Source organism: Fodinibius salsisoli (assembly GCF_026229185.1).
In the GTDB taxonomy this organism is placed as follows: Bacteria; Bacteroidota; Rhodothermia; order Balneolales; family Balneolaceae; genus Fodinibius; species Fodinibius salsisoli.
Window position 1 is genome coordinate 369794 of record NZ_JAGGJA010000004.1, and the last position, 14022, is coordinate 383815.

Genomic DNA, 14022 nt, shown 5'->3' on the forward strand with positions numbered 1-14022 from the left:
ACCACATTTTAATGAGCTCGTATAAGCCAGAACAAATTGAATCTAAGTGGCAGCAGTATTGGCAGTCTAATAAAACGTTTAAGACGCCAGAAAACCACGATAAGCCCAAGTATTATGTGTTGGATATGTTTCCCTATCCAAGTGGTTCCGGGCTACACGTAGGTCACCCCGAAGGTTATACGGCTACTGATATTCTGGCTCGATACAAGCGGATGAATGGGTTTAATGTATTGCATCCGATTGGCTGGGATGCTTTTGGGCTCCCTGCAGAACAATATGCGGTTAAAACGGGTACGCATCCACGGGATACCACCGAGAAAAATATCAACCGGTTTCGGGAGCAGCTGCAGTCGCTTGGTTTTAGCTACGACTGGGATCGCGAGGTCAATACCACCGACCCGGACTACTATAAATGGACCCAGTGGATTTTTCTGAAGTTGTATGAAAAAGGTCTGGCTTATGAGGACGATGTACCGGTAAACTGGTGCCCGAAGTTGGGTACGGTCTTGGCAAACGAAGAAGTGATCGATGGAAAAAGTGAGGTGGGCGGCTTTCCGGTGGTGAAGAAGCCGATGCGGCAGTGGGTGTTAAAAATAACAGAATACGCCGAACGCCTGTTAGAAGGGCTGGATGACCTTGATTGGCCACAGTCGACCAAACAGATGCAGCGCAACTGGATTGGTAAATCTATTGGTGCTGATATTGATTTTGAAATTGCTGATCATGGCGAGGAAATAAAGGTATTTACCACCCGGCCCGATACGATTTTCGGTGCTACCTATATGGTTTTGGCGCCCGAACATGATTTGATTGATACAATTACGACCGAAGAGCAGCTGGCAGCCGTTGAGGATTATCAGGAACAAGCCGCTCGGAAAACGGATTTGGAACGTACCGAACTTAGCAAAGAAAAGACGGGCGTATTTACCGGCGCTTATGCGATCAATCCAGCGAATGGTAAAAAAGTTCCTATTTGGGTGGCCGATTATGTGTTGGCTACCTACGGCACAGGGGCGATTATGGCAGTTCCGGGGCAGGATGAACGCGACTGGGAGTTTGCCAAAAAATTTGATCTGCCAATCGTCCGAACGGTCCAGCCTCCCGAAGATTTTGAAGGCAAGGCCTACACCGAAGAAGGAAAGGTCATCAATAGTGATTTCTTAAATGGAGCCACTACGGAAGAAGCCAAAAAACAGATTATTAATTGGTTAGAAGAACAGGGGGCGGGCAAAGAGGCCGTCAACTATAAGTTGCGCGACTGGTTGTTCTCTCGTCAGCGGTATTGGGGCGAACCCTTCCCGATTATCCATGTTGATGGTGAGCCTAAACCATTGGATGAAGACGGCTTGCCGGTGACTCTTCCTGAAGTAGAAGATTTTGAACCTACCCCCGATGGAAATCCACCATTAGCTCGTGCCGAAGATTGGGTGAATACCACTGATCCTGAAACGGGTAAACCTGCTATTCGGGAGACCAATACGATGCCGCAGTGGGCCGGTTCATGCTGGTATTACTTGCGGTATTGCAGTCCTGATTTTAAAGAAGCACCGGTAGATTTAGCTGAAGAAAATTATTGGATGCCGGTCGATCTCTATGTTGGTGGAGCCGAACACAGCGTGCTTCATTTGTTATACGCCCGATTCTGGCATAAGGTGCTGTATGACTGTGGCATTGTTTCTACCAAAGAACCTTTCCAGAAGCTGGTTCACCAGGGGATGATTCTTGGTGAGATGGAATACACCGGCTTTAAAAAGGATGGAGAGTGGGTATCACCGGATTCGGATGAGAAAGACCTGGATGCTGTTAAACTCGTTGAAGATCAGGTTGAAAAGAAAGGCGATTACTTCGTTGTTAAGGGCACGGATATCAAAGTAGATTCCAAGGCCCACAAGATGTCAAAGTCGCGTGGGAATGTGGTCAATCCGGATGATATTGTGGATCAGTACGGCGCGGATTCAATGCGCCTCTATGAAATGTTTATGGGTCCGCTGGAGCAGGTAAAACCGTGGAGCACCAAAGATGTGGATGGGGTATATCGGTTCTTGGGACGCGTTTGGCGCCTGATGATCGATGAAGAAACGGGAGCTTTAAATGACTCAATTACTGAGTCAGAGGCGTCCGGAGAGCAGCTGAAAGCACTGCATGAGTGTATCCAGAAAGTGACCAGTGATGTTAAGGAATTGTCCTTTAATACGGCTATTTCGGCCATGATGATTTTTATCAACGAGGCGTATAAGTGGGAGGAGCATCCGAAGAGTATTCTGGAACCTTTTGTAAAGTTACTTTCACCTTTTGCACCGCATATTGCCGAAGAACTGTGGCAAAAGCTGGGGCACGAAGAAACTATTGCTTATGCTGATTGGCCGGAGTTTCAGGAAGAGCATCTTATTTCTGATACCCAGATGTATCCTATCCAGGTGAATGGTAAAATGCGTGGTGAAATTCACGTTCCCCGCAATAAAGCCAAGGATAAAGAATATGTGCTGGCAGAGGCCAAGGCCGTGGATAATGTGGCGAAATACCTTGAAGAAGGTAAGCTGGTGAAGGAAATATTTGTGCCAGAGCGGATTGTAAACCTGGTGGTCAAATAAAGGCTATCTGGAGCCAATGTCTATTATGGCATTGGCTTTTTTTATCGATTATTGGGACAAATATTAGTTAAAACAAACTTTGCCAGCCCCCCTTATCACAGCTTAGTATTAGGGGGCAATATCTTAGGGAGTTTGCTTTGGGCGTTAGCGCTGCCTTGCTTTTTCATCCAGCGGTTGATTTCAGCCTGAGTGACAACCTTAATTTCGAGATGTCCCAGTGCCTTACTTTCTCGCCGGATGGCATAATGCCGATTAATCTGGCAGAGCTGATGATCAATTTTGGTTGCTATCGTTTGCAGGATATCCTCCGACACATCCCCAATAAACTGAACATACCAGCGGTGGTGGGGAATGTCTTTTTCGGTTTGCAGAAAAGGTGCAATTGTAAAGGTTCCTACTTCTTTATTAAACTCCTGGGTTACTGATTTCAAAGCCTGTTCGGCCTCATAGATATAAAGAGCTTCTCCGTATTCATCCAGCATATCATTGACGCGTCCTTTGACGACAAATCGTAAGGGATCGACGGATGTAAATTCGATAATGTCGTTGAGCGTATAGCGCCAAAGCCCTGCATTGGTGCTCATAAGCAGTCCGTAGGGCGTATTTTTTTCAACTTCCCACAATGGAATGGTCTCTTTTATGGAGGAAACGGGACCGGGTTTGGGATTGGGAATGCATTCAAAAAAGATACCGTTGTCGATGACCATCTTTAGGTCCAACCTTTTCAGGTCATCACTATAGCCGATATAGCCCTCCGAGGCGCCATAAGTTTCGATGAAATCCAGCGTTAATCCCTCAGCCAGTTGCTCCAGATGGGGTTTATAGTTGGCTAATTTGACCCCTCCACAGACCAGCAGTTTTAGGTTAGGCCAAACTTCAGCAATACTCTGCTTGCCTGTCTTTTTAAGTACATGCTGAAAGAGTGTTAAGATCCAGCTGGGAACGGCCGTTATTACTTTAAGATTGGCATTCAGTGCTTTATCGACCAGCAGATCAAACTTTTGTTGGAAGCTAAGTTCTGTCAGTTTTTGTGGATCAGCTACTTGTAAATAGCGAAGCCAGGCCGGTGCATTAAGAGCCGTAAAACCGCTTATTTCCCCAATCTCGAACCCGTCGTGCTGCTCTACGGATCCGGGCATACTGAGATGACTGCCTACAAGTTTGAAAATATTGGGGCGCTGTAGAAGATAAGCACCCACTACTTTCTGCATAAACCTGCGGTCGCTACTGAGTCTTTTTTCAGTGATGGGCAAATGTTTGCCTTCTCCCGAAGTACCCGAGGAAACAGCAAAATTATGGACCCTGCCAGGCCAAAGCAGATTCTTTTCTCCCTTCTTTAGCCGTTGTATTGCAGACTTAATTTCATCATAAGATGCTATCCCTACTTCTTTTTTAAAGTCTTCATACCGCTGAAGCTGGCCAAACTGATGCTTTTGACCAAAAACCGTATCTGAAGCCGTCCGAATACAATTAAAAAGTTGCTGCTCTTGTTTTTGACGGATATCCAAGACAGAAAGATTTATTTATAGCTATTAAAGACGTAACATAAAAAAAGCCCCGAATTATTTTCGGGGCTTTGTAATATGTGTAAAAGAAAATATTATCGATCTTCTACTGGTACCCAGTCAAGATCTTTTTCGCCCGTATAAAGAGCGCGTGGTCGAATAAGGCGGTTGTTTTCAGCCTGTTCTATATAATGACCCGTCCAACCCGAAACGCGACTCATCGCAAAAATACAGGTGTAAAGGTCAGGCTTGATACCCATTGAATAGTAAACGGTAGCTGAAAAGAAATCTACGTTAGGATCGATACCAATCTTTTCTTTCATGGTGTTCAGAATGGCTTCTGACCACTCATAAAGGGTTTCGTGTCCGGTTTCTTTGGAAAGCTGCTCAGACATGCCGCGCAGAATACGCGCTCGCGGATCCATCGTTTTATACACACGGTGACCAAAGCCCATGATTTTTTCTTTGTTAGCCAGACGATTTTCTATGTAGTCTACCGGGTCGTCGCCTTGCTCTTCAATATCCAACAGCATGTTCATAACGGCTTGGTTGGCACCACCATGCAAAGGACCTTTCAGTGCGCCGATAGCACCCGTTACCGAAGAATACATATCTGATTCGGTAGAGCAGATGGCCCGATTGGTAAACGTAGATGCATTCATACCATGCTCTGCGTGAAGGATCAGGCAAAGGTCCATTGTTTTTTCGGCTTGTTCTCCGGGCTCTTCATCATTGAGCATGTAGAGGAAATTATAAGCCGTGCTGTGGTCAGAAAGTGGTTCAACAATATTTTTGTCATTTCGAGCACGATCGAAGGCTGCAATGATCGTAGGAATTTTTGCGGTAATGGAAATTGCTTTGTTGAGCCGAAACTCTTTGCTGGTATCAGCATCAACTTCATGAAAGTCTGACAATATTGAAACCGCTGTGCGCAACACGGCCATGGGTTCAGCATTCTTAGAGGTGTTCTGTAAATAATTAAGAACAGACTCTGGAAGTGCACGCTCACCCTGCAATTTGGATGTTAAATCATCAAGCTCAGATTGGTTGGGCAGCCGGTCATTCCAAAGCAGAAAGCAAACTTCCTCGAAGGTAGCGTTCTCTGCAAGGGTATCAATAGTGTAGCCGGCATAGATTAGTTTGCCCTCTTGACCATCGATAAAACTTTTTGTCGATGAAAAAGCAACAATGCCTTCCAAACCTTTATTAATGTGGGGGTATTGACTTAGATCAATTTCTTTTTTTAAGCTCTCGGCCATTCTGTACTCCGGATTTTAGATTGGATATAAAGGTTATATTTTGGGTCAAATATAATATTTACTGACTAGAAAATCAGATATTAATAAAAGGAATTAAAGACTTCTGTTTCTTTACGGTAACCTTTTAACAGCAGGTGGCTTAGATACGTTTGGTTAAATACAAATTTTAACACTTTTTGAATCTTATCGTCAGCCTAAATTTATTCTGCTTTTGCTTCTTCCCAGTATCGATCCATTTCTTCGAGTGAGGCCTCCGATATTTTGATGTTATTCTTCTTAAGTTGCTTTTCGATATGCTGGAACCGCTGGATAAACTTTTGGTTCGTGGACCGTAAACTGTCTTCCGCCATGAGTCCATGGGCCCGTCCTACATTGACAAGTGAAAAGAGTAGGTCGCCAAACTCTTCTTGCTGTGCCTGTTGGTCCGCCTCTTGCAAGGTCTCTTTAAATTCCTGGATTTCTTCCTCAAGTTTATCCCAAACTTGCTCTTTGTCGGGCCAGTCGAAGCCTACATTAGCTGCTTTTTCCTGCATACGCTGGGCCCGGATGAGGGCAGGGAGGCGGTTAGGAATACCTTGCAGCACCGACTCTTTGCCTTCCTGGAGCTTTATGTTCTCCCAGTTTTCAGACACTTGCTTAGCATCAGAAGCTTCGTTATCACCAAATACATGAGGATGGCGTTGTATCATTTTGTGTTGAATAGATTGAACGACATCGTCAATGTTAAATGCTCCTTTCTCATTAGCCATAATGCTATGGAATACAACCTGTAGAAGTACATCTCCTAACTCTTTTTCTAAGGACTTAAAATCATTATGGTCAATAGCTTCAATCGTTTCATAGGCTTCTTCAATCAGATGGTCCTTGAGACTTTCATGCGTTTGCTTGCGGTCCCAGGGGCATTCCTTGCGCAGTCGTTTTATAATATCTACAAGGTCTTGAAAGTTTTTAGACGGTTCCATTACAAAGGTATTCAATCAAATAATTAGGTTATTAGTTTGGTATATAAGATAACCGTATTTTACGGCAATAGCCTATTGCTTCGTAGGATGATTCGTTGCAAGGAATTCCGGGGCAAACTGAATCATCGACTGGTAGAAGGCATAGAGTGGGAGTCCCACAACGGTATTATAGTCGCCCTCAATACGTTTAACAAAAATTGCTCCAAAGTCGTCTTGAATGCCGTAAGATCCAGCCTTATCCATGGGGCTTCCCGATTGTACGTATTGGGTAATATCTTCAGAGCGAAGTTTGCCAAAAGTCACGTGGGTTTCTTCAAAAAATGTGTGAACCCTTTGATCCTTCCCGAATGTATTTTGACACAAAGTCACGCCCGTCAGTACAGAGTGGGTACTGCCACTAAGTTCATGAAGCATCTGCTCTGCAGCTTCATAAGTCGCCGGCTTTTCAAGAATGGTGTCTTTATGAGCTACAATGGTATCGGCCCCAATGATAAGAGCTTCGTGATATCGCTGGGCAACATCCAGTGCCTTTCGCTGAGCTAAAGTCTGCACGACTTCAGCAGGGGATAAGCTGGAATCATACCCTTCTGTCACATTACTTGCGTGAACCTGAAATTCTAAATTGATCTGTTGGAGAAGTTTTTTTCGACGTGGACTCGCCGAAGCAAGGATTATAGGCTTCAAAAATGAGTAAATTTTGTTGAAATTTTTTTGTTAGTTTAATGTAGCAATAGCAGGATAAAGCTATTTCCCCAGAGTGAATAAATTTATAATATATATTTATTAGGTCATGGCAGCAAAAAATCGTAACCGAAGAGGCAATAAAAAGCCAATGATTTTTAGCCCTTGGAATTATAAAATTCTTGCGGTAGGGTTACTACTGGTAATTGTTGGTTTCACTGCAATGTATTTGGAGAACGAAGTTGAGGGCATCATATCACTTTATGTGTCTCCCATTGTTATTATGACGGGTTACATAACGGTAATTGTTGCTATCCTGAAGCATGATCATAGCTCATCTGCAGCACCGGACCATTCTTAATGCTCTTTACTGATCGTAAGCTGAATGTACTCTTCTCTTTTATAGGGATATTTGTGTTTGTATTAGTTGGCCTCCCCAACTACTGGAATATTATATGGGGCATACTGCTTGCTTTTTTGTTTTCATTGTCTGCTTTTCTATTGCATCATTTAACGTTGGATGGAATGTTTGCCGCAACGATTGTTGGCATTTTCATTCTTGGCATCGGAGGGTGGTCAGCAGCATTGGTGGTGCTTCTCTTTTTTATAAGCAGTAGTATTTTTTCACAAACGGAGTTATCACCAGGGTTGGGTATCTCCGATCGTAGCCGAAGAGATGGGTTACAAGTATGGGCAAATGGTTTCTGGATGGTCTTTTTTTTGATGCTGACAGCTATTACCGGAGATCAAACTTTCCTTGTTGCCGCACTAACCGCCATAGCCGTTGCAACAGCGGATACCTGGGCCACAGAATTACGAAGTGAAAAGCAAGGCGCTACTTATCTGGTTACTATCTACGAGCAAGTACCCCCCGGTACGGATGGAGCAATAAGCCTGCAGGGGACCATTTGGAGTCTGTTGGGAAGTAGTTTAATTGCGGGGGCATCAATTTACGTTTTTTCACTGCAACTCTCGATATTCTTCTGCATTTTTATAGCTGGATTTTTAGGAGGTCTGCTCGATTCTTATCTTGGAGCGACCTTTCAGCAAAATAGTAAGCCTGCCGTAGTTCCCGGCACAAGGCATTATCTTAATATCGATAATAATATGGTTAATGCCTTATCCACCGGTGCCGGTGCTTTATTGGCAATAATTCTAAACCTCATTTTTATATGAAGAAATGGTATAAGCAATTGCATTGGCAAATTATGATTGGCTTAATTCTTGGCCTCATTTGGGGACTTCTGGCAAGTATAGCTGGTTTCTCTGGATTTACGGTCGATTATATACAGCCAATTGGCACGATATTCATTAATCTGCTCAAGCTTATTGCTGTACCGCTGGTTTTGGCTTCTCTTATCGTTGGAGTTACCAGTCTCAATGATATGACTAAATTATCGCGAATGGGGGGGAAGACAGTAGCTATTTATATCGTCACAACTATTTGTGCCATAACTATCGGGCTTACAGTGGTGAATATCATTCAGCCTGGAGATTTTTTACCCGCTGAAACCCAACAGGAATTAATGTCCGGATACCAGGAAAATATAGAAGGCTCAACTCAGTCGGCACAAGAAGTAATGGATCGCTCTCCATTGGCCTTTTTAGTCGACATTGTACCCGAAAACCTGTTTGCCTCAGCTTCTGATAATGGTAATATGCTACAGATCGTTTTCGTTGCTATTTTGCTGGGTATTGGCATCATTCAAATTCCAAAAGAGAAGGGCGAACCCCTCATTACCTTCTTTGATAGCTTCAATGATGTCATCATTAAAATTGTCGATTACATTATGATTATCGCCCCTTATGGTGTCTTCGCTTTGATGGCAGGGGTCATCGTTGAATTGGCAGGCGATGATATCTCCCAGGCACTTGATCTTCTGGGTGCACTGGGATGGTATAGTTTAGCCGTTTTGATCGGCCTTTTGCTACACGTTCTGATTGTCTATTCCAGCCTTTTTAAGCTTTTTAGCAAGATGAAATTTTCAGACTTCTTTAAAGCTATTCGGCCGGCAATTCTATTAGGATTTAGCACCAGCTCCAGTTCTGCTACACTCCCGGTTACGATGGACCGGATGGAAAATAATGCCGGTGTCGATGAAGAGGTCTCGAGTTTTGTATTACCCATTGGGGCTACGATTAATATGGATGGGACCAGTCTTTATCAAGCGGTGGCAGCTGTATTTATTTCGCAGGCACTGGGACTGGATCTTTCCATAGCTCAGCAAATAACCATCGTACTTACGGCAACACTCGCCTCCATTGGTACCGCAGGGGTGCCCGGGGCAGGGATCATCATGCTTGTTATTGTACTACAGGCCATCGAAGTTCCGGTAGAAGGAATTGCTCTCATCTTAGGAGTCGATCGTATTCTGGATATGTGTCGGACTGCAGTTAATATAACCGGTGACGCCGCTGTATCAGTAGCTGTCGCATATACTGAAGGCCTGCTTGGCGATATGCACCTCGAAGATGATTAAGGGTCGAGAAAATACATACAAAATAATACTTTCGTTTCGTTCGTTGTTCTTTTTGATTGCTGGGATGCGAAGGGGATGACTTTGGAATATTTCTCTTGTCAAAAAGGTTCGGGAAATGGATGGTAGTTCTTGCCACCTATTTTTCCATACGATAGTTTCTTTTATTTCTGATAGTTGAAAGATGGGACGATCACATATCCAGTGTCATCTTTACTAATAGAGGTCCAAGAGAAATATTTTCATGCAAAAAAGTAAATCCCACTAAAGTTTTTTCAAATTTATGGTTATTTATGCTTGTTTCCTTTGAAAAGAGTGCTAAAAATATTAACTATAATATAGTAGACAGGTAAGGGATAAAGTCAATATCGTTTATGGCCAAAACGCTACTGTGTTTTCTAATTAAGATGATAGTCCTTTGGGGGCTTCTCTTTGCAGAGGCAGGGTATGCTGTAGGTCAACCTCAAGGCGACATTGCTTTTGTTGGTATTAATGCCAGTGATCACGCCTTTAATATTGTTACTCTTCGCCAGGTTTCGGCAAATCAAACAGTTTTTTTTTCGCATGCTACTTGGCAGAACGATAACTTTACCGATAAAGAGGGAAGTCTGGAGTGGCATACGGGAGATGTTCCAGTTCCCGCAGGAGAAATTATTCGGTTTACAAATGTAAATACTGATGGGGCTTCAGCATCCCACGGAACGGTAAGCGATGCGAATCTCAAATTATCCGGATTGCAACAAGTGCTCTTTGCCTATCTGGGAACCGATGAAGAAACCCCCAATGCTTTTCTGGCCTCTATGACCACCAATAGAAAGCAATATGATGGATCTGAAGGCTCATTACGTAATACAAACCTTGAAGTCGGGCGGGGAGCTATTCTATTACAAAGTGGCCTCACAGAAGCTCGTTACGAGGGTCCCAGGGAAAATAAGTTAAAAGAAGAGTATCTATATCTCATAGGTGATACTAAAAATACGTGGAAGGAGCTTAACATGGACAGAACCAAGGCTCTTTCGAACCAACCCGTATTTACCGTTAATAAATCCGGGGATGGAGAGCAAGAGGAAGCAATAGAAGTCATTAAAATAGCAGATCAGGAAGGATGGCAGGGAATATCGGCCTCATCCGTAGAGGTATCTTTTGAGGATTGGTTAGGTGATTTCTGGACCCAGGGTATGACTGGTTCTGATGACCCCGAAGCAGAAGCCACAATCCTTAGCTGGAATGAACAAGATGGAGGATATTTATTCTCCCCGGCTGATATGCGTGAGCCCACTGCTCCAGGAAAAGGCTATTTTGTATATTTTATTGAGGACGATAATCCAAGAGAATCTGGGGTGCAACAAGGATTTCCCAAGATCATTACGATGGCTGTAGAAAACAAGAAAGAGGTTATTGAAGTGGCTGTTACAGCTACAGATGCCGATAGAGATGGTATTATTGATGGGCATGAAGGATTTAATCTACTAGGAAATCCTTTTGGTAAGAATCTTTCTGTAGAAGCTATAAAACGAGAGCTAAGGCAAGTAAATGCGAATATTAACGCACACTTGTATCGTTGGAATGCCGAGTCGGGCAATGGAAATGGAGCCATTGAACCTTTACAGGATCAGGATGTAGTTGCACCCTTTGAAGCATTTTGGGTTCGGTATTTAGACCCGGAAGTCAATGGTTTAGTTCGACTAAATGCAAACAGCATGAACAGTGAGGATGAACCGGGGTCTTATGACGGTCAGGGCAGACCTGGTGGCAGTTTTGAGCTAAAGCTCAGTGATGAATCATGGTTCGATACTTATACGTTGCAAGTAAATAACAAGGGCACCGTCGGTGAAGATCCGCTGGATGCCTATAAGCTTTTTTCATTAAATACCGAGTCCATCAATTTATTTAGTAATATTGGCAATCAGAGGTTGGCCATTAATGTACTTCCCCGAGATCTGGGAGAACGGATAGAAGTACCGCTTTCATTCTCTGCGCCTAATCGCGATGAGCTAACATTTAGCTGGGAACGTCCGGAAGATATTCCGGCTAACTGGGAAATTACACTCGTAGATCGACGGATGAACCGGGAGATAAATATACAAACAACGACTAGCTACTCCTTTACGATGAATCCTGTGGAATCTAATACAGGCCCTTCGGCACAAGAAAGGCCATTATTTAATACCGCTGATGAGTTAATTTCGGATGATCGCTTTTCGCTTATCGTTCAGCCCACAGGAAATTTTGTTACTGACAACGATGAATTATCTCCGGAATCGATTAGTTTAAAAGCCAACTATCCTAATCCATTTACGACAACGACAACCATTCCGTTTGAATTGGTTGAAGAAACAGAGGTCAAGCTCACTATTTGGAATATGATCGGTCAGAAGGTAGCTACACTGGTTGACGGGGTAAAAGAGGCGGGTGAACATGATAATATTCGTTGGAATGCCGCCAATATGCCAAGCGGAATGTATATTGCCAGGCTGGAGGCCGGGGATGAAGTCTTTACCCGAAAGATGACGCTAATCAAATAGAATCAGCGTAAATTTTGATGAACGGATTAGCCAGAAGCTTTTTAAATCATTTAACCGGGGAATAATTTTTTTGATTCGATTACATTATTATATTTTACTAAACTTTCTAACACCTTTATGGTGTTAGCAGTACTTAATCTAATTGAAATAAAACGGAGTATTCTTTTTAGTACAAATGCAATATAAAAATATACAGGGACTGGATGTCCCGGAAATAGGGCTCGGTACCTATAAGCTACACGACAGAGATTGTGAACGAGTGATTCGCACTGCGCTTGATATCGGGTATCGACATATAGACACTGCACAAATGTATAAAAATGAGCGAGAAATTGGAGAAGCGCTCAGTGTGTCAAATGTGTCGCGCGAAGATATCTTCTTAAGCACAAAGATATGGCACACGAATCTTGAGGCTGATGATGTGTTGCAAAGCACAGAAGAAAGTCTCAGGCAGTTGGATACTCCGTATGTGGATCTTTTGATGATTCACTGGCCCAATGAACAGTATGACCTGCGGGCGACCATTGAGTCGATGCTGGTACTGCGAGACCAGGGAAAAGCGATGAATATAGGAGTCAGTAATTTTCCCTTGGCCTTATTACAGAAGGCTAATGAAGAAATTCGCGCTCCCATTTTCTGTAACCAGGTAGAATATCATCCTTTCATTGATCAGCTGGACTTGCTGGATTATGCAATAGAGAATGATATTATGTTGACAGCTTATGCTCCGTTAGCCAAGGGACAAGTCAGCGACAATAAGGATCTCCAGGAAATTGGAGAGAAATATGGTAAATCACCTGCACAGATTTCACTTCGCTGGTTGATTGAACAAGAAAATGTAATCGCTATTCCCAAGGCCTCCAGCAGAGATCATCTACAACAAAATTTTGATATCTTCGACTTTTATCTCGAAGATGAAGATTTTGAGCGTATTGACGGACTACAGAAATCAGACCGCTTGGTTAACCCGAGTTTTGCTCCTGACTGGGGATAAAAGTTGTACGTCCATTTTTAGAAAGCACATCTCTTACAGGGGTGTGCTTTTTTATTTTGTGATCGCCCGGCAGAGAAGTTTTTCATCTCTTTTTCTGACAAGCTCATGAATTTTGGCGTCATCCTCTACGGTCTCTGCAACACCTGATTTGGCAATGACGCTATCGTTGAATAGAGATTCGGCTATAAACTTGATATTTATTTCGGATATGTTTTCCTCCTCCGCCAGGTTAGATAAGGCCCACTCTATATAACGAACATTGTTGACATGATTGTTAAGGTCTAAGTCTGTTTTACGGACGTTAAATTGCCGCGTAGCGTGGATATCATGGAGTTCCGGGAATTTTTCTTTTGTTATGGGTAAAACATGCTCAGTATCATCGGGTACGCGATCCAGAATCTTTTTGGGAATACGATGGGGACGACGGCTGGTCAAATCAAGGATCAACCAGTAGCTGAGGGAAGAACCAATGACATGCTTTTTTTCGTCTAAGATTAAGAAGTCTCGGTAAGCACGTATTCCGTCGCCACCAGAGGGCCAGGTTTTAATGGTGACCGTTTCTCGCCATTCAGGAAAGCGATCAATTTTAACATGCAGTTGGTGTAAAACCCAGGTTAATTGCTCTTTTCGAAGATCGGTAATATCAAAGGAAAGCTGACGGGCATGGTTGCCGGCTATTTCCTGAAGCAGATTGCAAATGGCCGGAAGCGTCGCTTTTTGATTGGGTCCAATCTCTGAGGCACGAATTTTAAATTGTTCTTCGAAAAAAATATTTTCTTCAGACATGCTTCTTCTTTTTATTCAAAAAGAAGAAAGTAAGCTTTTGTGAACCTTTTTAAAATTGATATTAAAAGAAAACAGAATGTCTTATGCACAGGCAACCCTGGAAGGGTTTCGAACCTGAACTTGCTACATTTTGGTGGACACCCAGTTAAGCCATAGATTGTCGCCGCAATTTATGACCAATACCTATTATGAGTAAAAGACGAACCTACAGCAAAGAATTTAAATTGGACGTGATCCAACAA

At 43.2% G+C, this 14022-nt stretch carries 11 protein-coding genes; 6 read left to right on the top strand and 5 right to left on the bottom strand.

The window, feature by feature from the left end:
• The first annotated feature begins 11 nt into the window (after nt 1–11).
• Nucleotides 12–2591, top strand: a complete 2580-nt coding sequence (gene leuS, locus J6I44_RS08110; RefSeq protein ID WP_265765552.1) for a leucine--tRNA ligase — start codon at nt 12–14, stop codon at nt 2589–2591.
• 95 nt (nt 2592–2686) lie between these two features.
• Here the strand turns inward: leuS and J6I44_RS08115 are convergent, their stop codons facing one another.
• The 4 genes from J6I44_RS08115 to J6I44_RS08130 form a co-directional block, all read right to left on the bottom strand.
• Entirely contained in the window at nt 2687–4099 is a 1413-nt protein-coding gene (locus J6I44_RS08115; RefSeq protein WP_265765553.1) for a GH3 family acyl-acid amido synthetase, read from the bottom strand.
• A gap of 92 nt (nt 4100–4191) precedes the next feature.
• Nucleotides 4192–5355: a citrate/2-methylcitrate synthase gene (locus J6I44_RS08120; protein ID WP_265765554.1), complete on the bottom strand. Its 1164-nt coding sequence runs from the start codon at nt 5353–5355 to the stop codon at nt 4192–4194.
• Between the two features lie 200 nt (nt 5356–5555).
• On the bottom strand, nt 5556–6317 hold the full coding sequence (gene mazG, locus J6I44_RS08125) for a nucleoside triphosphate pyrophosphohydrolase (RefSeq protein ID WP_265765555.1): 762 nt from the start codon (nt 6315–6317) through the stop codon (nt 5556–5558).
• Between the two features lie 72 nt (nt 6318–6389).
• Nucleotides 6390–7001 (bottom strand): Maf family protein, encoded by a 612-nt coding sequence (locus J6I44_RS08130; protein ID WP_265765556.1) that lies wholly within the window; start codon nt 6999–7001, stop codon nt 6390–6392.
• A gap of 148 nt (nt 7002–7149) precedes the next feature.
• Between J6I44_RS08130 and J6I44_RS08135 the strand changes: the two genes are divergently transcribed.
• The 5 genes from J6I44_RS08135 to J6I44_RS08155 all read left to right on the top strand — a co-directional run bounded on the left by J6I44_RS08135 (nt 7150) and on the right by J6I44_RS08155 (nt 12994).
• Entirely contained in the window at nt 7150–7359 is a 210-nt protein-coding gene (locus J6I44_RS08135; RefSeq protein WP_265765557.1) for a DUF3098 domain-containing protein, read from the top strand.
• Nucleotides 7359–8174 carry a DUF92 domain-containing protein gene (locus J6I44_RS08140; protein ID WP_265765558.1) on the top strand — a complete coding sequence of 272 codons (816 nt, stop codon included), beginning with the start codon at nt 7359–7361 and terminating at the stop codon, nt 8172–8174. The genes J6I44_RS08135 and J6I44_RS08140 overlap by 1 nt, the downstream gene beginning before the upstream one ends.
• A complete protein-coding gene (locus tag J6I44_RS08145; RefSeq protein ID WP_265765559.1) occupies nt 8171–9478 on the top strand; it encodes a dicarboxylate/amino acid:cation symporter in 1308 nt (435 codons plus the stop codon). The genes J6I44_RS08140 and J6I44_RS08145 overlap by 4 nt, the downstream gene beginning before the upstream one ends.
• 371 nt (nt 9479–9849) lie before the next feature.
• On the top strand, nt 9850–12000 hold the full coding sequence (locus tag J6I44_RS08150; protein WP_265765560.1) for a T9SS type A sorting domain-containing protein: 2151 nt from the start codon (nt 9850–9852) through the stop codon (nt 11998–12000).
• Between the two features lie 175 nt (nt 12001–12175).
• Nucleotides 12176–12994, top strand: a complete 819-nt coding sequence (locus J6I44_RS08155) for an aldo/keto reductase (RefSeq protein WP_265765561.1) — start codon at nt 12176–12178, stop codon at nt 12992–12994.
• Between the two features lie 51 nt (nt 12995–13045).
• Here J6I44_RS08155 and J6I44_RS08160 read toward each other — a convergent pair whose 3' ends face one another.
• Complete coding sequence (locus J6I44_RS08160) at nt 13046–13780, bottom strand: acyl-[acyl-carrier-protein] thioesterase (RefSeq protein WP_265765562.1); 735 nt, start codon at nt 13778–13780, stop codon at nt 13046–13048.
• Nucleotides 13781–14022: the final 242 nt, after the last annotated feature.